Genomic DNA, 24,379 nt, shown 5'->3' on the forward strand with positions numbered 1-24,379 from the left:
CCATTCATGCAGCTCGTCAAGCACACTGTCTGTAATATGCGAGATTTGCTCAGCACTGAGCATAAAGCCATAGATGTCATCGATGGTGGAGGAGATGTCTCGCTGACTCATTCCTCTGGCATACATCGCGAGGACTTTTCCTTCAATGGACGAAACGTCCGTCTGTCTTTTGGGAACGATTTGCGGTGTAAAAGAGCCGTCACGGTCTCTTGGGACGCTGATGGGAACCTCGCCTGCTGAGGTTTTGAGGACTTTGGGGGTATATCCGTTGCGGCGATTTGCTGTATCCTTTTCGCCGCGCTCGTTGCTCATGTAACCGAGATGGTTTTCCATCTCGCCATTGAGCATGGCTTCAAACATGGGGCCGAAGATTTCTTTGAGGGCGTTTTGCATGTCTTCTACACTCTTGGGCTGATACTCTTCGATAATTGCCTTAGCGAGCGTTGCACCGCGCCGTGGGGGCCTCTTTGACATAAGGTTTCCTCCTTAGTTTTTGACTTCCCCTCACGGGGAGTGCTCCTAAGCTGTCTTCCTACTTACACAGTTTATTATACACTCCCCGATCTTTAAGGAATCACTGATAAATAGTGGATAATCACAGCCAGCTGATGATGCACATTGCGATCTATCGAAGCCGCAGCGATGTCCGCGCCGTCGCGCACACACACTCGCGCACAGCGACTGCATTCGCCGTCATGAACAAACCGATTCCTGCCATCGTCTACGAACTCTCCATCCTCGGCTGCAAGGAGGGCTATGTCCCCGTCGCACCATACGGCCGCCCCGGCACACATGCAGCGGCAGAAAACGTCCTCAGCCCCCTCGCCATCTCCGACGTTGCTCTCATGCAGGCGCATGGTGTCGTCGCCGTCGCCGAAACCCTCAAAGAAGCCCTGCTCAAAGCAAGCTACGTCGAAGAACTCGCCGACATCTACTACCGCTGCCTCACCGTCCTCGGACACGAACCGGAGACAATCCCTGCAGACGAACTGGCAAAGTGGAAGTATCCGACCGAAATCAAAGCATAGCCCCTCACCGGATATTGACATCCTACGTGCCTTACACAGCTTCTCAGCGTTCGCGTGGGCATGTAAGGCATAATTTATCATAGAACCTGAAAAGAGGCACACAATGAACACCAACATCCTCGACATGGAAACCCTTGCCCTCGACGAAGCGGAACGCGCCCTCGTCATCATTGACCAGACAAAACTGCCAAACCGTGCCGAATACCTCCGCCTCAAAACGCAGGGCGAAATCTGGACGGCAATCCGCGAGCTCCAAGTGCGCGGAGCGCCCGCCATCGGCGATGCCGCCGCCATCGGTATCTACCTCGCCGCCCTTGAAATCGACACCGACGACTACGGCGAATTTGCACGACGTTTCCACGCAGCCGCCGACTACCTGAACTCCTCGCGCCCCACCGCCGTCAACCTCTCGTGGGCGCTGAACCGTATGGAAACTGTCGTCAAAAACGCAAAGGGCAAATCCATCCCCGAAATCCGAACGCTCCTGCGTGACGAAGCCCTCCGCATCAAACAGGAGGACATTGACATCTGCAAAAAAATAGGCGAGCACGCGCTCACCCTCGTAAAGCCGGGGGATGGACTGCTCACCCACTGTAACGCCGGACAGCTCGCCACCGCCAAATACGGCACCGCAACCGCCGTCATGTACCTCGGACACCAAAAAGGCTACAATTTCAAAATCTACGCCGACGAAACGCGCCCGCTTCTCCAAGGCGCACGCCTCACCGCCTACGAACTCAGTGCTGCCGGCATGGATGTCACACTCATCTGTGACAACATGGCAGCTACCGTTATGAAAAACGGCTGGATCGACGCTGTCTTTGTCGGCTGCGACCGTGTTGCCGCCAACGGCGATGTCGCCAACAAGATCGGCACCTCCGGCGTCGCCATCCTCGCCAAACACTACGGTATCCCCTTCTACGTCTGTGCCCCCACGTCCACCATCGACATGAACACGCCCACCGGCGCCGACATCCACATCGAACAACGCCCCGCCGCCGAAGTCACCGATATGTGGTACAAGGAACGCATGACCGCAGACGGTGTAAAGGTCTATAACCCCGCATTCGATGTCACCGATCACGAACTGATTACGGCGATTGTGACGGAGGAGGGTGTTATCACAGATTTTACACATGATTTTGCAAATATGTTTTGAGGTGCTCATGCAAAAGATGCAGCTGCACGAAGATGGATAACTTCGCACAGCTGCATCTTTTCATTTCTACAGATTCTCTTTATACCACTGAATCGCCTCTTTGATCCCCTTCTCGAAATCATATTCCGGCGCATAGCCCAGTTTCTCACAAATCTTCGAGATATCTGCCCGGCTGTGCCGAATATCGCCTTTCCGTTCTGGCCCAAACACCGGCTTCAGATCTTTTCCGAGCAATTCGCTGAGCACCGCATACATCTCATTGAGGCTCAACCGCTTGCCAGATGCAACATTATATGCCTCACCCGCCGCCTCATGCGGTGCAACGCACGCAAGTAGATTGGCCTGGACAACGTCCTCCACATAGACGAAATCACGCGACTGCTCCCCGTCGCCATTGATCGTCGGGGGTTCATCCCGAAGCAAGCACTCAATAAACTTCGGAATCACTGCAGCATATGCCCCATTCGGATCCTGCCGGCGTCCGTAAACATTGAAGTAACGCATGCCGTAGCAGTCAAGCCCGTAGTGCATCGTATACTGATAGGCATACTCCTCTGCGGCAAACTTCGTCACCGCATACGTCGAGAGACGATTCCCAACGATCTCTTCCCGCTTCGGCATCGTCTCGTTATCGCCATAGACCGCCGCACTCGAGGCATAGGTAAACTTCTTGATGCCGTTTTTCGCAGCAGCCTCCATCATATTGACCGTGCCCATGATGTTCGTCTGTGTATACTCCACCGGCTGCTCAATGCTCTCCGGAACGCTCACCGCTGCTGCCTGATGCAGCACATAGTCCGCGCCCTTACACACACGGTCACAGAGAGAGGCATCCCGAATATCGCCCTCGATAAACTCAAACTTCGGGCTATCCCGAAATCCCTCTATATTCCTCGCATATCCCGTCGACAGATTATCCAACACACGAACCCTATGCCCCATCGACAGAATCGCCTCGCACAGATTCGAGCCGATAAATCCAGCACCGCCTGTGACGAGAAATAAACTGTTCTCCGGAAATACAAGCGTACGATAGTTCATCGCAGCCTCCCATAATCAACGATAAAAACAAGGCTTATAATACACTCACTTCTTACCATGGTATAGTTAATAAGAGTATTTGTTTTTCTACATCGGATTTGCATTATGTTTACCTTTTGCTAAACATTTAAGCTCCCATGTAAATATCATAGGACTAGGTCGATGATATGCACTTCCTGTTACCTTATTCCAAAACAGTTTATTTCCGACATATGCCTTCAGTAATAAATATTTGATCCACTTCTTCCATCCAGCTGACGGGCTCAGCCCATCGGGATCAAGAAACTCAATATCTGTAAAACCGGCCTCACGGAGTACATAAAGCAAACTTCCTGCTGTAAAAAGCGTATAATGTGTGAAATCCTCATATGCCCAATAACAATCTGTATTGGACTGCGCATTTGGTACCATGATGCACAAAGCACCATCTGTGGCAAGAATCTCCTCACGAATCTTTCGTAATATCGGAACAACACACTCTTTAGGTAAATGTTCGAGAACATGACTCATAAGCACATAATCATAGCGGTCTCCGCTATAATTCATAATATCACAATGTTCAACAGACAGCCCCTGTGTTAAGCAATATTCTACTGCTGCTTGCGATACATCAATACCATGGACATTCGTATACCCCTCATTCAATAAAGCATACATATTTTGACCAAAGCCGCAACCAATATCAAGAATCGACTTTCCTTTTTGAAACACAGTTCTAAGGTAATATGGAAGTCTGGCATTTTTATATATAGAGGGATCTACTCCTCTACTCGAAAAATACGACTTATATTTATCCTCTATATTCATCTCGTCACCTCTTTTTTTATATTAACGCAATCTCACAAAAGTAGTAATACCTGTCTTTTCACATCCTCAACACTGATTTCCCGAATACAGTGAGCATCTTCCCTGTTACATCCGTGCTCACACCCTGGCAAGGCTTTGGGGCGGACAATCTGCATTGGACTTTTCCATGGTCCAAATCTTTTAGGAGAATTTGCATGATCTTCATCCGCGCCAATTGGATGGCAAGAAATCACTACGCCCGTTTTTTTCGATGCCGCAGCAATATGCATGAGTCCAGTATCCCCGCCTAAATATATATCACAAGCATCTATAATGGCAGCCGTTTCCCGTAACGTGGTCTGGTTAACCAGATTGGCAACAAAAGGGCACACTTCTTCTATTTTACGAGCGTTAGTAACAGCTCGTTCTCCAGCACCAACAATGACCCAAGCTATATTGAAGGGGGTTAATTCTTTTACCAGTTCTATAAATTTTTCAGCAGGCCACTCACGTTTTGGACTACCCGATGATATTGAAAGGACAATTTTAACTTCTACATCTCCTAAAGAGGATAACATGCCGCGGCATTTATTCCGATCTGCATCATCAAACCATACTTCAAGAGAATCATCTGCAATATACCCATCTATATATCGCAATACATCCAAGTTGCGTTCCACTTCATGGAAAACAGCAGCCGTTTTAGAAAATAAAAGTCTCGTATAAAATCCATCATAGCCCTTGTCAGAGATCATTTTATGGGGCAATACATATTCACTATAACCAACACGCTTCTTAGCTCCAGAAAGGAACGCCAACATACCTGCTCCATATCCTGCATCAGCATCAAATCGTGGAACAAGCGCCAACTCATAGTGTTCTTTTTTTAAATAACGATACGAAAATACCCCCCCTCTCCATAAGTTGACATAAAAAGAGTAACGACCTCCTATGCGTGAAAAACACAGTACTTTATCCACGTACGGGCATAGCTCTACCAGATTATATACGATTGGATTTACAACAAGTGTAATATGTGCTGATGGATAATTCTGTCGCAGCTCACGCAGAAAAGGAGACATCATAACCATATCCCCAATCTCATCCAAACGGATGACGAGAATAGATGAGAAGCAACCTTGTGGTCGTTTCAAATCTTGCTCACAACAAATATTCTTCCTAGTTTTCACTTGTAGTGCCTTGACAATACAATATTGGCAGAAGCGATTTACCTGACATAAAACTTGTTTGAGCCAACGCACGCTAATAACCTCTTTGAAAATATAAGATAAACACTCATTTATTCCCGTCGAAAATCAATTGAAACATCCACCAACGGCAATCCTTCGATGAGTTTTTCTTCATCTTCGATACTAAGAAGCATCAATTTCCCTTGTGTATCTTTTGCTTGACGATATTTTGCACGTACATAGCACTCCTCGATAGTTTTCTCATACACAATATCATTTAATAACTCTCTCCGAATGAAAAAAAGATTGCTCCCTATCTCATTTCCGTATACAAGCGCATAACCCTTTTGCTTTCCCAACAATGTTAATGCACGGATGCTTGCGCCAAAGTATAGGTTTGAACTATGCGCATCCGTACGATAAAAGTTAGGATCATATGGAATAGTTACTGCACGCTCAGAGCCAAAACGACTATTATACTCACAAATCACAATATCAGCCTGTACGCAGCTTATTGCTTTCCACACCCAATAGTCATTTCCATCAATGTCAATTGATAGAATCCCTACTTCGCCGTCAAAACCATTATCCCGAATAAGTATATTGATATTTTCTGCAGTAATGAAGGCAGGAACAGGCTTTAGATCATGCATCCAGCAAATATTATCTTGCTTGACATAATCCATGTTCTTTTGACTTCCGTCCATGATGAGGCCTGACCAATTATCATGCATAAGCAAAAATCTCGTATTTGACTCAGTATAATTTTGTACACCAAATTCAATAAATCGTTTATTTTGTATGGGAATATTATGAATCAGCCATTGAATGACGCCATCTTCTCCACTCTGAGAAAACACCTTGAACTCTCGCACAGAAGCACCTGGACCGACCTTTAAGGCTTCCATTGCACCGATAGAATACCGCAGTTGTTCAACATCTTGAGATATTTGATGAATTTGATTTAGTCTTTGTTTTATTTTTTTCATTTTCCAGAACATAATATTCCCCCCTACACTAGAATTTTTCTGCAATGCTTGCAAATGTAAGTTTAGCGCCCCTAACAATTGATCTTGGATTCTCCACAACAATATTTTGTCTGCGCATGAGATATTTGTCAACGACTACATCTTCCGCTTCTGGAAGATGTAGTCGTTCGGGAAGGTCAGTAATTGATGTTACAAATTGACGTGAGGGGGCTGTCGAGTTCGTTCCCGAGCCATCTCTTCCTATATCAGAAGAAAGGGGTCTGATTGGCGTAACCGTTACTCCTCTGGATATTACTTGAAGAATAGTCCAGTATAATGCCCATGTATTTATCTTCTCTGGATGATTAATAACGGCATTCAGATATTCTAAATTATCTTTGCCGGCCAATTCACCTAACTGATATTTTTTTTCTTCATCATTCCAAAAAGCCTCAGCAAATTCACGATCTCGGCGATATAGTTTCCACCGATCACGCCACGTTCCAAAAGCTTGGCTTGACAACCGATATGTAAAATAAACATCATATTTATAGTTCTGCATGTATGATTTATCAGCTACAACAGCATCACTAGCGCCAGCAGCGCAAACCGACATAACACGCGGGTTATTTTCATATTTTTCAAAACAAGCAGAGGCATATCTATGATAATCTTTTCCCAATAAAATATCATCTTCTAATGCGATAACAGCTTTATGTCTTCCTAAAACATATGTAATTCCCTGTGTAATAGAGTTTACCAAGCCCTTATTTATCTCAGATATATGCAGTTCAACGTGCGCTCCATCCAGATTCTGTAACGGACGGATGATTTCTTGTACTTTCTTCCAGTTCTCTTCATCCTGCCGGTCACGCAAACCATCTTGAAAAATGTATATATTACAAAATTGATTCTCAATGATGCTTTGAACCACTTGTTGCGTGTGTTCCGGTCTTTTATACACAAAAAAAGCCAAACCTATATCATACATAGTCAGCACCTCATAGAGTTTTTATACGTTCATTGTCGAGCATCAAGAAAAAATATTTTATTTCGTATCTTAGCCACAATGTTGTAGTCTTGTTCCAACAGAAACCTTACAGCTGGATCTTTATCCAGAGCCTTTATATTATATCCATTTTCCTTTGACATAAGCGATTCTATCGTAATGAAATAGGGGCGATATTTTTCCCAGTCATTAGACTGTAAAACTTGCAACTCATATGTCTCAACATCAATCGCAAGAAAGTCTATTCCGCCAACAGGAACCCCATAACGCTGGAAAATATCCCTCAAAGGCATTGTCTTAATCATATAATGATCGAGAAGGTTTGAATACTTTTGTTCCACTACATAATCTGCACGCTGTTTATTCGTTGTATTAAAGGCCGGTTCAGCAAAATGAAAATACTCCAACTCGCCAATGTCAGATGATACCCCTATATTTAAGTTGATATCCCCTTTACGATAAAGATTAAACCTAGCTATACTGTCCTTACGTGGCTCAATATTGATTCCACGCCATCCCGCCAAATATAATGCATATGTATTCGAAAATCTAAACGGATCCAGTGCGCCAACATCTACATAAAAGCCCCCTCTTGTGCGCGATGTTGATTGCAGTAAAACTTCGCCATAAGATCCTCAAGGTTTGTAGCATATGATTGCTCAGAAATATATAGCGCACCTCCTATTTTAGGAAATATCCGTTGCACATGATCATATAATTTTGGGCTTCTGGATATAAGACTCAAAATGAAACGGATACATTTTCCTGCTATCTTTTTCATATCGTACACCCCGTAATGATAGAATATCTAAATTTCAACAAGCAAGCGTGCTGCTCAAAGATGATATACCTTTTCGGAATGAAGTACATTCCTGCAATCTAAAATAATTTTATCTCCAAGGTTCCCCTCTGCCATTTTTATTTCTTCATGAGCAACCATAACCACAATAAAATCTACATCCGAAATAAATTGTTTAAAATCATGATATTGGTTATCCGTGATGTCGTCTAAAACATAAGGATCATATACCTTGACACCAAACGCCATATGTTTTTGCATCTTGTCTAAAAGCTGAAGTGATGGACTTTCTCTGGTATCTGCAATATTTTCCTTGTAGGTAAGACCATATATACCGACACGCTCTAGATTATGTATATGGTTCTCCCGCATTACAAAAGCCATCCGTTCCATAACAAAATCAGGCATAGACTCATTGACGGTTCTGGCTGCAAGAATCAACTTTGCCAACTGAGGATAATCCCCAACCAAGAACCACGGATCGACGGCAATACAATGTCCTCCTACTCCCGGTCCGGGGGATAGGATAGATACACGCGGATGCATATTAGCGATTCGAATCACTTCATGAACATCAATACCGGCAACATGGCAAATTTTGCTAAGTTCATTTGCAAAAGCTATATTCACATCACGGTATGTGTTCTCAACAACTTTTGTCATCTCGGCAGTTTTAATATCTGTAAGGATAATTTCCCCCTCACAAAAGAGATTATATTTACTTTTTATCAACTCACCAATACGGGGATCATCTGCACCAATAGTCCTTGCATTATTTCGAAGTTCGCAAATCATACTCCCTGGAATAATTCGCTCTGGGGCATGGACAAGATGAACTTTCTTTCCTTTTTCGATTCTATTTACAATAGGGCGAATATAAACCTCTATGGTTCCTGGAGAGATCGTTGATTCTATAACAATGATCGCATCATCGGGACAAATCTGTACAATCTCTTCAACAGCAGTAATTACGAAATTAGGATTGATTTTTTTCGAATTTTTATTGTATGGCGTGGGTACGGCAATAATATAAACATCTGACTCTACCAGTACTGACGAAAACTTAATATTTGAAAGCGCTTTTTTATACAGTTCCTTCATTCCTTGTTCGTCTATATTTAAATTTCCCTGCTGCAACTCATAAATGACCTGTTCATTTTTATCAAAGCCAACTACATTCTCTCCACTTGCAGCAAACATCAAAGCTGTAGGCAAGCCAATATATCCCAATCCAACCACGCTAATCATACGTTCAATCAACCCCTTGCTATATGATACAAGTCTGCAAGTGAGTATACTTGCACATCTTTTTGAATAACGAAATCCATTAATTCGGTTAAAAAATCTGTAATGCCACGCATCGTTTTATTACAAACACGGTCTACTGTCTCCGCAGAGAAGGAGTTCCATGCATCTCTGCTCACAGTATCCTTTATATCACGCATGTACTGAAAGTAAGGCGTATTGACAATCAAATGCATCGGGTGAACATTAATCACCTTGATTCCCGGCTGCTCAAAAAAAGATTTTGCCTGCGAAAATTTAAGGTCAAGTTTATGATATAAATAGGCACCATCTTCAAAAAAAACGGGAAAGGATATCATTCCGGATCGATGAATAAAAGGTGACACTACATCAAGCAGTGTACATAAATTGGATTCATAGCGAATCCCTCTTTGATAAAGTTCTGTGTATATATCATTATCGGCATACCAGCGATGTGCACGAAACACCTCAGCCTGTGGAAAGCATTCCATGCAGTAGTCAATGATTTCACTTTTATCTCCACCCTGGCTGCTCGGTTGAATGAAGTTTGGATGTATTCCATATGTTATCTGTTCTTCTTGTATAAGTTTTCTAATATAAGGGCTCATATGGGTAAAGAAAAGTGTAAGAGGTATATTCCGCTCTTGGAAAAACTTTACTGCAGTCTCAATCACAAAATCTGAAGCCCAATCAACATCCATAGTAATTGAAAAAGCATCCAAATCCTTGAACTCCATCTTAAGTCTTTGAATTTCATGCACTTCCATCAAATAATCATCCTCTCTCCCGCATTTTCACATCACACTGCATGTGCATCCGCCACAATCTTATCCACAGCAGCAGCTGTTCCTTCTGGAGTTAATGGATAGCCGTATCGATTAATTACCTCATCTAAATCATCATATTCCGGCATCCAACCTTTGTCAATTTTATCAAGAGCTGTTTGACAATCTACAAACGATCGTATCGATATAACATCTCTGCAATACCGCATCCATGTATTGTCAGCCCCAAACAGCAAGATTGGTTTCCCCGTTTCTGTTGCCTCTATTGCAACAGTTCCATTAAAAGTAGCTATCGCCATAGCCTCTTTGTTAATCTCACTTGATGATACCATCGGATCAACTAAAACTGTGCCTCTCATGGAGGCTATTCTATCATAATAACTCTTGTTTTTATATTTATTAGCAGTAATCATACAATAGTCCATCGATAAATCTATTGTATTTAGCTGAAATTGATGCGGGTGTTCTTTAACATAAAGCGTCCATCCATAAGGAAGAGCTTCTGACAGCATTTTTATTGCTATCAGTTGACTTTTTAACGTACACCTTACTTGAGTTGTTGCTTCTGGTTCAAACTGTAAATAGTAGATCACATATTTCTTTTGAGGATCAAACGGCTTAGCAATATTCTTCAGATAAGCTTCTGTTCTCTTATACTTTATATACGAAAATATCTTCCCAAAAGTTGTATGCTCAGATCCGTCTATACCAAATAGTTTATGAGTCATCCTCCTGTTAAAGATATCCATAACAAGCTGCAGAAGAAGAAGCCCGCCAATCTTATATAACGCCTTCTTGGCCAAATTCTTGAGAGGATTCCTATTTGCTAAAAGGGCACCAAATTCGAGCGGATAAAACATACTCCTGCGCGCTTGAAGATGCATTCCAAGCTCCAGCTTCATATACTCTCGTTGACTAGGAAGAAAGACACATCCTGTAGAAAAATAATTATTTTCCATTTGATAGCAGGGAATATTATTTTTTTTTGCAAAAAAAATAGGTATGCTGTCATGTACCGTTCCATGTGTCAACCCACGTATAATCATATAGTCAATTTTATTCTGGCTAAAAAAATCATTCCAAAAAGCAATGGATGTGTAGTATTTGTATTTTATCAGTGCATAATCGTCTACAAACCGCCCCGTACCATCTTCAAAGTCGGTTTCAATTTCTTTGCATATATCTATAAGTTCATGGTCTAATCCATGAACCGTCTCTAAATTGAATAAATCCCCTTCACAATATACATAAATCTTATCTATGCGGTTTGCATATCTTTCAGCAATTTCTTTTTCTTCAATTGTCCCGGCAACTTCTAATACCACATGGACATCATCATGTTCCATAAGAGCCTCGATAATATGATCAGACCCTTCATTCCTAGTCATAAGCAGTACATGTTTCATGGTATCCTCCCATAAGAGTTTTGTTAAGGCCAGTATACCACAGCCTTATAAAACATTCAAAACGATATCCTATAAGAAAAAGATTTCCGTCATTTTATCGAAAGTCAAAAAAAGACGTATGCGATTCCCAATCAATTGGTCGTTCATAGCTGCTTGGATTTGCAATAATCAGCACTATATCTGGTCGGTATTCATCAGTAAATCTCAATAAACTCCCGGTAAACATTCTCGTGTCAATAACACATAGATTTTCAACCCCCAAAGAAAGAAACGGTACAATAACATTAGCAAATGAATCTTTGATGATCAGAATACGTTTCCCATCAATAACTTGATTATTATGAAACCGGATCACCGGATTATCTGAGTAGTTGTACCCTTCATACAATGTCTTTTCATAATAGTCAATAGAGGAAAACTGATAAGGATCATATGTGATCTCAAATGTCCCCGTAGCATTAATACCTAGTGAAGGGATTTCATAATGTATCTCATGAGGGAACCTGGGCAACATATAAGAGCAATCTTCCGGCTCAACTCTGGAAAGAGTCAGCTTTTTCCCTAGAGAGCCAAGAAACCATCGTTGAAAAACTTTAATTTCATACTGCTCCTCATGAAACAAATTCAAGTCGATATGAAATCCGTATTTAGAATTCAGTGTGTGTGCTATAACAGAAGCGGCCCATAGCCCAGTCTCCGGTTTCCAATGATGATCTGTACGAAAAAAAAGTTCATGATATTGATCGACACCAAAATCCGATCTTGCTTCGTCTCGTAAATCTATATATCGAATGCCATTCTTACTTAGTCCGGCGATTAAATCATCTGCGTTTGCATTGCTGAAATCAAATTTATTGTTTATATCAGAATCACCATATTTACATACTTTAAAAGGAGCCTGCACGAACAAAAGCTCGCCCCCCATTTCCTTAGTATGTTTATCTAAAAAAGACACCGAATCAATATATTCTTTCATGTTGTTATTCCGCTTCAAAGCAGACGTCAGGTATCCGTCCGGCAAAAATGCGATCTCCCACTCCGGATTTATAATATTCCATCCGATTAATTCCTCATAACGTCGTCCTTGTTCCACTGCAGCAACATAAAGAGGTAACTGCTCATTTATCTGCTTAATCAACTTATTTTCTTTTTCATAAACCTTTGTCTTTACTTTATTGATAGTCGTCAATAAGGTTCTCACCAATACATAATCGTCATCTTTCTCCATGTTAGAAAAGGGATAACGGTCTTTCCAATCAATTCCGAGATTATTCTCACGTCTTGATGTTTCTCGCTCCGAAGAGCGCAATCCTTTATTATCAAAAAAAATAACATGAAGGATCGGGTGATCCATATGGAACTTTTTGACCAGTACATCATAAGAAAGCGTGCGTACAAATATCATTATCATAACAAAAACAAGCACGCTAAGGCAAAAGATCATGGTATAGATCTTTGGAGTCTTATGCACTCTCTATACTCCCTTAAAAATTAAAATAAATAAACGGATTATACGATGAACTCACTACAATAAGTAATGATAAGAGAAAAAGGCCTAATACAAAAAGAGACTCAAAAACACTCCATCCTCTACTCTCAAATCGCTTTCCAAGCCAAGGAAAGACCGGCATGGACAACAAAACACCTAAAAGGAGAATACTTCTCCCCGCATAAACCATTTCAAGAAAGACATCGTCAATGATAGAATTACAACCAAAGCCGAACATCATACCAACAAAAGATATCCCATCTGCAATACTGTCAGATCGAAATATCACCCAACCGATAACAACTATAAAAAGGGTATAAATGTGTGAGAATCCTCCTAGGAAGTTTTGGGGGTTCAGCTTTTTTTCTAAAAGCAGAATAATAAAATAATAGAGTCCCCAGCAAAGGAATGTCCAATTTGCACCATGCCAGAGTCCCGTCAATGCCCATACAATAAACAAATTAAAAACCCAACGTCTGACAGGAACACGATTCCCACCTAAAGGAATATAAACATAATCTCTAAACCAAGAGCTAAGAGACATATGCCAACGCCGCCAAAATTCGGTTACACTATTGGAGATATACGGATAATTAAAATTCTCTGGAAAACAAAAACCAAACATTCTTCCAAGGCCAATCGCCATATCCGAATACCCGGAAAAATCAAAATATATTTGAAGCGTATAGGCTATCGCTCCCAGCCATGCAGTCCCCACAGACAGAGGCACTCCTGCATCAAAGATATTATCGGCAATTTGCGCAATATAATTCGCAATCAAAACTTTCTTTGCAAGCCCGTATATAAATCGAATCATTCCTTCAGAAAAACCATATAGATGTTCTTTCCGGTGCTGGATTTGATTCTCTATGACATCATATCGTACGATAGGGCCAGCAATTAACTGGGGAAAAAACGAAATATATAATCCGAGATTTAAAACGTTCCTCTGTGCGTGAGATTTTCTATAGTAAACATCAAATAGATACGACAGTAATTGAAATGTGAAAAAAGAAATACCTATCGGTAACGGAATTTGAAACCATGAAAGATCTTGGTACAGAAATATCCCGGCTTCGCGCACTATGAATCCTAGGTATTTAAAGATGAATAGGAGCCCGACATGAAATACCACACCATAATTCAAATACTTTTTTCGTGACGCAGCTTCAAAGGAATTTTCTATTTTTATTCCAATAAACCAACCAACGCATATTTCTACTAACATCAAGAGGACAAAGAAAGGTTCTCCCCATGCATAAAAAAAGATGCTCGCAAGTAAAAGAAATATATTGCGAAATCTACGTCCTTGTATAAAAGGATTATAATATATTATTACCGTTAACGGCAGAAATAAAAAGAGAAATATCGTTGATGAGAAAACCAAATATAAACACCGCAGCTTTCTTAGTTATCATCAAGTTATATGGAATACATCAATGTCATCATATTTCCCCAATAGGAAGGGGCCTTAAAATCTATCCCCCCATCTCATCCCCCCCATATCAAAGGCTGTTTCAGGGACTTCTGCTCTGCACTTCACACCAACAACGTCATCCCCCATGCCTAATCATTCTCTCACACTCTCAAGCAACTGATTCTCTAATAATTTTTCTGCAATTAAGATAAGTTTTTTTACAGGCACTCGGATTCGATTGCTAATGTCAATGATATCATTTTTACCATCTGCATAGGCAATAAAATCAAGCATCCCTTTCAACTCTCCAAATCCCCCTTTTTGACTGACAGAGGGGTATAAAGCCCTCTTACCAAGTTGAGGTTCACAGATACATTTGACTCGATAACACACATTATGTTCTAACGCTTCAATAATATCGTGATAAACTTCATAAGCCCCCTGCAGTCCGCTCGGTGAAATAAGATTCATATTATCCTTACTTGTATGGTATTCAGGATATTCCTCGTATTTAGAGCGGCAGACGGCACACACTGGGAGATCAACTCCTGGTGCATTGTATTGACGCTCATCGGAACCACGCTGTAAAAAAGAATAGCTTTTATAATTTGGGTAATGGAATGAGAGAATATTTTTTGCGGCTCTGTCTGCAAGTGTTTCCCCATAGCGCGAAGCAACATAGGAGTATGTCCTGTCATCCCCAACACAGGAAATATTAAATCCCGCACGCACATTTTTTTTCATTTCGGGCAAGTATTCGCTGAGATAAGTAATCGCACCAATTGTCTCCGGTATAAAGATGATGCGATAGTTATAGCGACGCCGTTTCTGAGAAAGAATGTTCTTGGCAAGATATATCGTAACTGCCGGTCCGGAAAGCTCATTGTTTGCCATTGAAGGGTGACAAACATAGGTCGAGAGGAAAATTTCCTCGGCATTTCCCTCCGTAGAGGGAATTCTGAGCTCCCCATAAGTCAGGCTGCCGTCTTTGAGTTCACTGTCAATATAGATATGGTAGGTATCATCAACGAGCGCATCTTTTTGATTCTGCGTCATGCAGAATCCATAGCGCTCCCTATAGTAACTCGTAACATATGGGATGGCATCCGGCTGATCTGGTTGTGTGTAGATAAGGGGCAAAAGTTCATCCAGAGACACCTCTCTATCCACAGGAACAGAATAGCCCATAACATGAAGATTCATCTCCTGAAAATCGAGGATTTTCTCCCCTTTCCCATTTTTTATCCATGCATCACGAATATTCCACTCTTTGGGTACGGTCCAATCAAAAACCTTCGTGCCGCTGGATACTTCATGGATCGTCATTTCCGGAACAATTTCTTGTAAAATACGAAGTGTCTCCCGCACGCCATTTCCGGTAATGCTGCGGCAAATCGGAAAAAGTTTTGCGCAGAGAGAATATATTCTATTTCCAATATCCACGACTTTTATTCCCCCACTATTAACTATATATACAAAGAAAATGCTGGAAAAGTTTTATGTTATTGATTGTATATTATCTTTCTTTTGAATCAACATATGTACTTCTGAACAGAATTTTTGTTGATCAATAACGATCTGCAATTGGTCTAATATCTGAGCCACTTTATCTTTGAAATAGATACTTACTTCTTGATTGCCGGCCATCTCCGCTTCAACCATAACCATGCGTATCATATCCGCAATATCCGTTCCGAAATACCATGCGCCAATCATTTCCCAATTGAAACGACCGCACAGCCATTCAATCGACTCATTGGTAAACAGATGTGTGTGTGTACCTCCAAGCTGACGATTAAAGACCGCCGGATGGATACTTTCAAAAATAGCACTATAAGAAAATAAAGGCACAGAAAAGAATACATATCTAATATGCGGGTTATCCTCAATTGCCTGCAGCACTTCATGTAAATCTACAATATGTTCTAAGACACCAATGAAGGAGACAACTTCCTCCTTTGCATTTAAGATACGATTGACAATATCATTGTATGCGAAATGGACCAATGCTCCTTCATCAACAAATTGGCTTCCCCAACGGACTTGGTCTGCAGATATCTCAATCCCCTGCGCATGCAGACCGAGGCGCTGCATCGCCGCAACAAAATATCCGGAACCGGCACCTACATCCAAGAATTTCATCCTATTGAGTGTCTGTTCCGGCATACTGCTAGTCATTGCCTCTACCATAAACTCCGCTTTTGGAAGATAGACCGCCTCTACACGTTCCTTATATGCATTCCGTTCCTCTGTTTCCCCGCGATAGACTTTTCCATAATCGTCTTGCTCATATACTTGCTCACTAAACGCAGCAGTTTCTTGATATGCTCCATTCAGATGTCCACAATGAGAGCATACGATATATTTTATCCCATGCGAAATAAATGTGGTGTCACCTTCTCTTATCTTCTGCTCGCATATTTTGCATACGCTGCGCAACGGCTGCTGAGAATAAATCTCTGCTATACGTTGCCTTTCACTTAACAAGATTCGGTTCTGAGTATGGAAATCTGTTTTGATTTTCCATATATCCGCATAAGGTTTTCCAAAACGAAGCAGAGGCTCCGCATGAAGGGTTTCGGGCCGCATAGTATATATCACCTCAGCATATCTTTCATCAAAACCGTGTCTCCTTTAATTGTTTCTTTTGCTGTTTTACCAAGAACACTCGAGAGCTCTTTCGGCGAGATTCCATGCCCTGGCCGCTTAAACGTCAGCATCTCTTCCAAAATCATCGTACCCGCCGGGATATCTACAGCTGCAACGATGGAACGTCTCGCATTCTCTCGAGCCGGCTGCTCACTCTCCAGTGCGCAGAGTTTATCTTTTCCTTTGATCTTGTCAATATAATAGATTGCCGCAAGTATATTTTCTGCATCGTGCGGATCCATCGCGTGATAATGATCGTTGCCCTGCAGTGTCTTATCGACAGTGAAATGTTTCTCAATAACAGTCGCACCAAGAAGATATGCCGTCTTAATAACATCATAAGAAGTATCCGGTTTTGTATGATCGGAGTATCCAACTGTAACTTCAGGAAAAGCCTTTTTCAAAGCCCTAATCTTATCGAGATTTGCATGCTCATACGGCGTCGGATATTCGAGAACGCAGTGAAGAAGGATAAGTTCTTCATTATTATATTTTCGTATACAAAAAACGGCCGCACTGATTTCATCGAGATTTGACGCGCCGGTCGAGAGGAGAATCGGCTTTCCTTTCTTTGCCATATGCGCGATGAATGGCAGATTGGTAAGATCCGATGAAGAGATTTTATACACGTTCATCAAGGGAGCCAGATAATCAGCGGATTCAAAATCAAACGGCGTCGAACAAAACTCGATGCCGATCTGATCGCAGAACCTGCTGAGTTCCTGATACTCGGGTTCTCCAAACGAGTCAAATTTTTTAAAGAGTTCGAACTGCGAGGGGGTCGGCTCTTCTGTCGTGTCCCAATATGAGGGAGAGTATCTTGATGCGAGCGTCTCGGCTTTATAGGTCTGGAATTTGACTGCATGAACGCCTGCGTTCCGAGCAGAGAGCACCATGAACTTCGCTGCCTCCATCGGAGATATGTGCAGTTTCTTTGCAATATCATAGTAATTAACACCAATCTCGGCAATAAGAGAAAACTTTCCTTTTTTACAGTGCTCCACGATCCTACTCAACGAGATTTCCCTCCAACTATTTATTTTCTAAACATGAGGCTGAAAATATACTCCTATCGAACGAGGTAACTTGGCTTCCCATGAGCAAAACGGATTTTTCGAAGCTCCGGCACCGATTCACCGAAGAACTCATCCACTGCCAGAGTCTCACCACCTACCGTCCCGTAGTCGTCAAATACTACAACTCCACCTTTCACGACACGGTCATAAAAGACATCGAGCGCCTCTTTCGCCGGCTCATATATATCTGTATCAATATGCAAAAATGCAATTTTTAGCTCTGGATGATCAGCGACATACTGCCTTGCCGTTTCTAAGATATCTCCCTTCACGAGTTCGACGTTTCCAATCCCCTTGTAGGCAAAGCTTTGAGCTAACTCCTCCCTCGTCAAAAATTCGTTGTTAGTCTCATTTACCCAACTTTCACGAAACTTTTGATCTGCTACATTCTTCGCCTCAGGAAATTCTCCAAACACGTCGAATCCGATAATTTTTCTCGAGTTCTCCGTTTCAAGCAATTCCCGAAAAGTAGCGAGCTGGATAAGAGTTCCTCCCCGAAAGACGCCACACTCTACAACTGCTCCAGGCAAGTCAATGATTTTCTTGTACAATTCATAGTGCGCCAAAATATTCCCCATACGGTTGACCGATGTAGTCAGATAAAATCCGTTTTCATAATCAAATGCCTTGCTTTCATCAAAGCGATTAATCATCTCATTCATCCCTCCAAAAACAATTCTAAAAAGATCACTTACACCTCTCTCACGATTATCCGAGTTCAATAATTATGTTCAATATTATCCTCCCCTAAAATAATACGTTTTACATGTTCCAGCCCTCTTTTCAAAGGAGTTTGTAGCATCAAGTTATGCATATTTTCACGGACGGCAGCTGTGCTCACGAGCCACTCAAGTGTATTTAAGATAAGTGAGGCATCGACGCTCTTTCCGAGGCCCAGATTAAGAAAACCGTGCTCCATCTGTGCAAAACTATGCGACATTTCACGCTCATTCTGCGAAAGAACAACAGCCGGGACCCCCATACATGCGGCTTCAAAGATGGATCGTCCTTGCCCCATAATAACAAGATCGGCATCCTTCAGATATTTTGTCACACGTGGTACGTTTGGGTAAACAAAAATATTATTTTTTGAACAGGTAACGACTTCATTCGCCTCGTTATCATATCCGATGCCCGTAATAAAGAAAAAACGTATCCCCTTGAAGTGATCATTCTGTGACATCAATGCATCATAGACCAATCGATTCAGATTCGACGGATCCGTTCCGCCAAACATAATGACGATATTTTTAACTTCCTTCGAAAAGGGTTTTGGCTCCTCCATCTGAAATTCATCGCGAAGGCATACGTATTTATAGCCGCTGTATACATTTCTTCTTGGCTCATCTTCATCATACAGTGCATTAATTACGGCGTCTGCCGCATTTATGCCGGAGCCGAGGTCTTCAATTGTAACAACGCGCGGAACGAGTGACTTGAGTTTACGAATGTACTCTTCCGTTGTATTCAAGCAATCGTTTACCCAGATGTCCGGACGATAGGATGCAATAATTTCGTCCATCTCTGATTCCTCTCGGAATGTCCGATATGGAAGATTTGTCTCCTTAATCTTCGTTATGCCCGGCTCCGCTTTTTCATGCGTGACAATCAGTACATCGTGGTCGATCATTGCAAGTGCTAACGTAATGCAATTGTATATATGTCCCATACCCAACTCGACATAACCGTCCACGCGAAAAATAATGCGTTTTCGCCGCATTAGGCTCTCGGACAGGATCCAATCATTTGGCCCATCAATATCAATACTTTCCTTTTCATCTACTTCAAAAACAGATATTTTCTCACCGATTCGCGTGTTTTGTCTGACACAAGGACCACGTGCAATGACAAACGCCCCCGTCTCTAAATACTGAGGAGGAAGCTCCTGCCGATTTTTACGCTCCTCATAAAGTGAATACACTTCTCCATTCTCCCGCCGTCCCCAGGAAAGATGGGGTCTGTTGACTACACTGATAACCGTGTCGTATCCTCTGTCTACAGCATATTCAATCGCATGATCCAGCGTTGATACGGTTAACAGCGGGGATGTCGGCTGCATTGTCACAACATAATCAAAAGTACAGCGGCACTTCTTTTCGGCCTGAATTTTTGCATGATAAACAACCGGATCCAACGTAACTAAGTCTGCGGAGAGCTCTTCGCTGCGCTCAATAATATCGGCTCCATAGTAATGCGCTACGTCCGCAATTTCTTTGCTGTCCGTTGTTACAAAAATATCGGTAATATATTTGCTTTTTTTGGCATTGGCAATTGCATAGGAAATGAGCGGTCTCCCATTCATCATACGAATGTTTTTAAGGGGAATTCCCTTGGATCCACCTCGTGCTGGAATGATTGCCAAGATGCGCATAAGTCGTACCTTTCATGATCTCTTATAAGAGATTTTATCCGTTTATAAAACTTCTGCTTTGCCAGAGTCAAACCGCACCCTGAAATCACACTCAGCCAGGGTACTGATGCGATGTGCAATGGCGATAATTGTAATTTGTCCTTTGAATTTCATTATTGTACTCGTGATGCTCTTTTCTGTCTCCGTATCAAGTGCAGAGGTCGCTTCGTCAAGAATTAGGACCTCCGGCTGCTGATAGATTGCACGCGCAATGCCGATACGCTGCCGCTGTCCGCCGGAGAGCTTGACGCCCCGTTCGCCGACCATCGTTTCGATTCCCTTGGGCTGAGCATTCACAAACTCATCGAGTTCTGCCATCGCAAGGGCTTTATGTACTCGAGCATCATCGATTTCATCGGGGGCTTCTCCTAATGCCACATTCTCGCGAATGGTCGCATCGGTTAGATAAATCGACTGCGGAACATAGGCGATATTCGCCTGCCATGCACGCAGCTTTTGGCGAATGTCGACGCCGTCAACGGTGATCTTACCGCGCGTGGGCACAAAGAGCCCCAGAAGAATATCAACAAAGGTTGTTTTCCCTGCTCCTGATGGCCCCAGAATCCCAACGAAACTTCCTTTTGGAATCGAAAAGCTGACATCTGTAAGTACCTCTTCCGCAACACCAGGATAATAAAATCCCAAATGCTCGATGCGAATCTCCCCCGAAAAAGGGAGCGGTTGCGGCGCATCGGTCAATTTAAGGCTCCGATGATGATATTTTCGCGATTTGACAGCGATGAGCTCACGATAAAGTTCCTCAAATAACGGTAATTGGAATTTGATTCCATTGGAAAGATTTACGATGCGGTTCGCGCTCGGCATCAGGCGAAATGCCGCAAGAGCCAGAACTGCGAGCAGGGGTACGATATCCGTTGGAGCATCGCCGATGACGAGCTTTCCAATAATAAGAAGAAGCAGCGCACATACAACGAGGGTCTCTATAATCATACGCGGAAGCTGGTTCAAAAAAAGGAAGCGCCGGTTTGCCAGTCCATATTGTTCATAGTTCCGTGCAAATTCCTGAAGGAAAAACGGTTCCTTACGCATGACTTTTGTTTCTTTGATTGCCCCTAGGCCTTGATTCACAGACTGAACATAGTGCGCAGCATACTCATTCTGCACATGCCCGGCTTCATCTATGCTTTGTCGAAATGATCGAAGCAATGCAGAAATCATCACTCCCATCACTCCGGCGACAACAATCGCAGTGAACGGATCTGCAAAAACAAGCATCCCCCAGATCGTCAACGCCGTTATGATTTCCGTGAGTAGTTGAAATGTCGGAATCAATATATTCGAGAAAATAACGACACCACCGCTGTTAACATTCCTAAGCAGTACCGCCGTATTATGATTCAAATGAAAAAGGTATGGTTTGGCAAGATAATTCGCCATCAGTTCTTTGGAAAACTGAATTTGATTGGAAATTGAGAAGTTAATCTGCAAGCGAAGCTGCCAAGCGAGATAGAGATTTTTCAGGATGTAGAGCAGTATAAGCAGAAGCGCGAGACCGATGATCAGCTCTGTGTGTGTCGTAATGCCAAGTTTCGCCGCATATCCTGCTATTTCCGGATGCTGTACAAGAAAATCCGGCTGCCCCATGAGGGAGATGAGGGGCAAAATAGCACCAATGCCAATCGCCTCAAGAACAGCGCCGACCATCATCACAATCACAAGAAACGCGCAGTAACGGAGTTCCTTCGGCGTGAAGATGGAAAAAATCTTCAGAAATAATTTCATTCAGAAAAAGCTCCCTGCTATATGTGGAGTCGTTGAGGCTCTGCGTAAATCGTGAGTACAATAAAGTACACACCTACTACACAATAGTATAGATGCATCAATGTAAGCTGTCAACGCGGGCTTTAATCTTTCCGCAATAAAGCAGTTTCCTGTTGCTGAGAAGTTTATCTCTCTGCACGCATCGGATTGTTCAGAAAATCCTGGTAGGCCAACCGGATTCCATCCTCAAGCTCCATTTTGTACCGCCACCCCAGCCGCTCTGCCTTTGAAACATCAAGAAGTTTTCTCGGCGTCCCGTTCGGCTTGTTTGTATCCCACAGGATCTCACCACGATAGTCAACAACGCGTGCAACCAGCTCTGCGAGTTCTCGAATGGAGATTTCCTTCCCTGTCCCCGCGTTGACCGTCTCATCTCCGCTGTAATGATTCATCAAGTACACACAGAGATTGGCAAGATCGTCGACGTAGAGGAACTCGCGCAAGGGCGAGCCATCGCCCCAGCAGGTCACGGACGGAGCTTCCGCTTCCTTCGCCTCATGAAAGCGCCGGATCAAGGCAGGAAGCACATGGCTGTGCTCCGGATGGTAGTTGTCATTCGGACCGTAGAGATTTGTCGGCATCACTGAGATATAGTCTGTCCCATACTGTTTGTTCAGGTACGCGCAGTACTTCAGACCTGCAATCTTTGCGAGGGCATATGCCTCGTTCGTCTCCTCGAGCGGCGATGTCAGCAGGCAGTCCTCCTTCATCGGCTGCGGCGCCATGCGCGGATAGATGCAGGACGAGCCGAGGAACTCCAATTTCCTGCAATTATTTTTCCATGCTGCATGAATGACGTTCATCTCAAGGGTCATGTTGTCATACATGAAATCGGCAGGGGCTTCGCTGTTCGCGCCAATGCCGCCGACCTTTGCCGCTGCAAGAAATACATAGTCGGGCTTTTCCTCGGCAAAGAACGCTTCCACCGCTTCTTGCCGCGTCAAATCAAGCTCCGTATGTGTCCGCACAACAATATTTTGATAGCCCTGCCGCTCGAGTTCGCGAACGATCGCCGAGCCGACCATGCCGCAATGTCCCGCAACATAGATTTTATCCTTTTTCTCCATCATTGTCCATACACTTCCCGATCGGCTCTGACCATCATCCGAACAAGCTCTAGGAACGAAACATTGCGATGCCAACCAAGCTCACGTTCTGCCTTCGCCGGATTCCCCCACAGGAGTTCAACCTCCGCCGGGCGGAAATAGCGCGGATCTACGTCGATCAACAGCCGCCCGCTCTTTCGATCATATCCTTTTTCCTCAAGCCCCGAGCCGCGCCATTCAAGCTCAATATCCGCCGCACGGAACGCCAGCTCTGCAAACTCGCGCACCGTATGCGTCTCGTTGGTCGCCAGCACATAGTCGTCCGGCGTATCTTGCTGCAGCATGCGCCACATACCCTCGACATAATCGCCGGCAAACCCCCAATCACGTTTTGCCGATAGATTCCCCAGCGATAGTTTCTCCTGTTTTCCCGCGAGAATACGGGCAAGTGCCAGCGTGATCTTGCGTGTCACGAAAGTTTCCCCACGACGCGGCGACTCATGGTTGAAAAGGATTCCGTTGACCGCGAACATGCCGTACGATTCGCGATAATTCTTCGTGATCCAGTAACTATAGAGCTTTGCCGCACCATAAGGCGACTTCGGATAAAACGGCGTTGTCTCACTCTGCGGCGCAGTCTCCGGAATCCCGCCGAAAAGCTCCGAGGTAGACGCCTGATAGAAGCGAATCGCTCGGCCGCTCTGCCGCACCGCTTCCAGTAGACGGAGCGTCCCTACACCCGTCGCCTCTGCCGTATACTCAGGCACCTCGAACGAAACGCCCACATGCGACTGTGCCGCAAGATTATAGACCTCGTCCGGCTGCACCTTCTCGATCAACTGGCGTGCATTGCTGGAATCCATCAGATCCCCGTAGTGAAGAAAGAGACGTTCTCGCAGCGACACATCTTCTAAGATGTGATCTATCCGTTCCGTGCACGATGTGCTGTGACGACGTATAACGCCATGTACTTCATATCCTTTCTTAAAGAGCAGCTCCGTCAAATACGATCCGTCCTGCCCCGTGATGCCTGTGATAAGCGCTTTCTTCATACAATTCCTCATTTCAAAATC

21 protein-coding genes and 1 pseudogene are annotated in these 24,379 nt (G+C 43.4%); 2 read left to right on the forward strand and 20 right to left on the reverse strand.

Translation table 11 applies throughout. The features are described from left to right. The coding region (locus K341_RS0109020; RefSeq protein WP_026762573.1) for an IS256 family transposase at positions 1-474 on the reverse strand (474 nt) is incomplete at its 3' end. Positions 475-599: 125 nt separating this feature from the next. On the opposite strand from K341_RS0109020, the pseudogene K341_RS11785 reads away from it, so the two are divergent. Then, positions 600-1,028: pseudogene (locus tag K341_RS11785) on the forward strand (class II aldolase/adducin family protein); the annotation flags it as partial. Positions 1,029-1,131: 103 nt separating this feature from the next. Further along, the gene (gene mtnA / locus K341_RS0109030) at positions 1,132-2,187 is read left to right on the forward strand and encodes an S-methyl-5-thioribose-1-phosphate isomerase (protein ID WP_026762574.1); all 1,056 of its coding nucleotides are present in this window, start codon (positions 1,132-1,134) and stop codon (positions 2,185-2,187) included. Positions 2,188-2,253: 66 nt separating this feature from the next. On the opposite strand, the gene K341_RS0109035 is transcribed toward mtnA, so the two are convergent. The 19 genes from K341_RS0109035 to gmd form a co-directional block, all read right to left on the reverse strand. Continuing rightward, positions 2,254-3,228, reverse strand: coding sequence for an SDR family oxidoreductase (locus K341_RS0109035; RefSeq protein WP_026762575.1), 975 nt, complete (start codon positions 3,226-3,228; stop codon positions 2,254-2,256). An 87-nt stretch (positions 3,229-3,315) separates the two neighbouring features. After that, positions 3,316-4,035, reverse strand: coding sequence for a class I SAM-dependent methyltransferase (locus K341_RS12380; protein WP_248676899.1), 720 nt, complete (start codon positions 4,033-4,035; stop codon positions 3,316-3,318). A 32-nt stretch (positions 4,036-4,067) separates the two neighbouring features. After that, positions 4,068-5,276, reverse strand: a complete 1,209-nt coding sequence (locus tag K341_RS12385; RefSeq protein WP_156024928.1) for a glycosyltransferase family 9 protein — start codon at positions 5,274-5,276, stop codon at positions 4,068-4,070. A 38-nt stretch (positions 5,277-5,314) separates the two neighbouring features. Beyond that, positions 5,315-6,205, reverse strand: coding sequence for a hypothetical protein (locus K341_RS0109050; RefSeq protein WP_026762578.1), 891 nt, complete (start codon positions 6,203-6,205; stop codon positions 5,315-5,317). 16 nt (positions 6,206-6,221) lie between these two features. Next, positions 6,222-7,163: a sugar transferase gene (locus tag K341_RS12390; protein WP_071604419.1), complete on the reverse strand. Its 942-nt coding sequence runs from the start codon at positions 7,161-7,163 to the stop codon at positions 6,222-6,224. Positions 7,164-7,192: 29 nt separating this feature from the next. Further along, a complete protein-coding gene (locus K341_RS12100; protein ID WP_026762579.1) occupies positions 7,193-7,795 on the reverse strand; it encodes an FkbM family methyltransferase in 603 nt (200 codons plus the stop codon). Between the two features lie 221 nt (positions 7,796-8,016). Then, positions 8,017-9,228: a nucleotide sugar dehydrogenase gene (locus tag K341_RS0109070; RefSeq protein WP_026762580.1), complete on the reverse strand. Its 1,212-nt coding sequence runs from the start codon at positions 9,226-9,228 to the stop codon at positions 8,017-8,019. Between the two features lie 8 nt (positions 9,229-9,236). After that, positions 9,237-10,013, reverse strand: coding sequence for a polysaccharide deacetylase WbmS family protein (locus K341_RS0109075; protein WP_026762581.1), 777 nt, complete (start codon positions 10,011-10,013; stop codon positions 9,237-9,239). A 32-nt stretch (positions 10,014-10,045) separates the two neighbouring features. Then, positions 10,046-11,437 (reverse strand): hypothetical protein, encoded by a 1,392-nt coding sequence (locus K341_RS0109080; RefSeq protein ID WP_026762582.1) that lies wholly within the window; start codon positions 11,435-11,437, stop codon positions 10,046-10,048. 94 nt (positions 11,438-11,531) lie between these two features. Next, positions 11,532-12,791 (reverse strand): alginate O-acetyltransferase AlgX-related protein, encoded by a 1,260-nt coding sequence (locus K341_RS0109085; RefSeq protein ID WP_162141748.1) that lies wholly within the window; start codon positions 12,789-12,791, stop codon positions 11,532-11,534. 130 nt (positions 12,792-12,921) lie between these two features. After that, entirely contained in the window at positions 12,922-14,154 is a 1,233-nt protein-coding gene (locus K341_RS0109090; protein ID WP_211221215.1) for an MBOAT family O-acyltransferase, read from the reverse strand. A gap of 342 nt (positions 14,155-14,496) precedes the next feature. Beyond that, positions 14,497-15,786, reverse strand: coding sequence for a DUF4910 domain-containing protein (locus tag K341_RS0109095; protein ID WP_081657298.1), 1,290 nt, complete (start codon positions 15,784-15,786; stop codon positions 14,497-14,499). Between the two features lie 54 nt (positions 15,787-15,840). Continuing rightward, positions 15,841-16,932 (reverse strand): class I SAM-dependent methyltransferase, encoded by a 1,092-nt coding sequence (locus tag K341_RS0109100; RefSeq protein WP_156024929.1) that lies wholly within the window; start codon positions 16,930-16,932, stop codon positions 15,841-15,843. An 8-nt stretch (positions 16,933-16,940) separates the two neighbouring features. Next, on the reverse strand, positions 16,941-17,996 hold the full coding sequence (locus K341_RS0109105) for an N-acetylneuraminate synthase family protein (RefSeq protein WP_248676901.1): 1,056 nt from the start codon (positions 17,994-17,996) through the stop codon (positions 16,941-16,943). Positions 17,997-18,061: 65 nt separating this feature from the next. Next, complete coding sequence (locus K341_RS0109110; RefSeq protein ID WP_248676902.1) at positions 18,062-18,721, reverse strand: TylF/MycF/NovP-related O-methyltransferase; 660 nt, start codon at positions 18,719-18,721, stop codon at positions 18,062-18,064. Positions 18,722-18,786: 65 nt separating this feature from the next. Further along, on the reverse strand, positions 18,787-20,439 hold the full coding sequence (locus tag K341_RS0109115) for a cytidylyltransferase domain-containing protein (protein WP_026762589.1): 1,653 nt from the start codon (positions 20,437-20,439) through the stop codon (positions 18,787-18,789). A gap of 42 nt (positions 20,440-20,481) precedes the next feature. Continuing rightward, positions 20,482-22,221, reverse strand: a complete 1,740-nt coding sequence (locus K341_RS0109120; RefSeq protein ID WP_026762590.1) for an ABC transporter ATP-binding protein — start codon at positions 22,219-22,221, stop codon at positions 20,482-20,484. A 164-nt stretch (positions 22,222-22,385) separates the two neighbouring features. Then, positions 22,386-23,330, reverse strand: a complete 945-nt coding sequence (locus tag K341_RS0109125; protein WP_026762591.1) for a GDP-L-fucose synthase family protein — start codon at positions 23,328-23,330, stop codon at positions 22,386-22,388. Then, entirely contained in the window at positions 23,327-24,358 is a 1,032-nt protein-coding gene (gene gmd / locus K341_RS0109130; RefSeq protein WP_026762592.1) for a GDP-mannose 4,6-dehydratase, read from the reverse strand. The genes K341_RS0109125 and gmd overlap by 4 nt, the downstream gene beginning before the upstream one ends. Between the last annotated feature and the right edge of the window lie 21 nt (positions 24,359-24,379).

It is taken from the genome of Centipeda artemidis DSM 19719 (assembly GCF_000426665.1).
Classification (GTDB): Bacteria; Bacillota; Negativicutes; order Selenomonadales; family Selenomonadaceae; genus Centipeda; species Centipeda artemidis.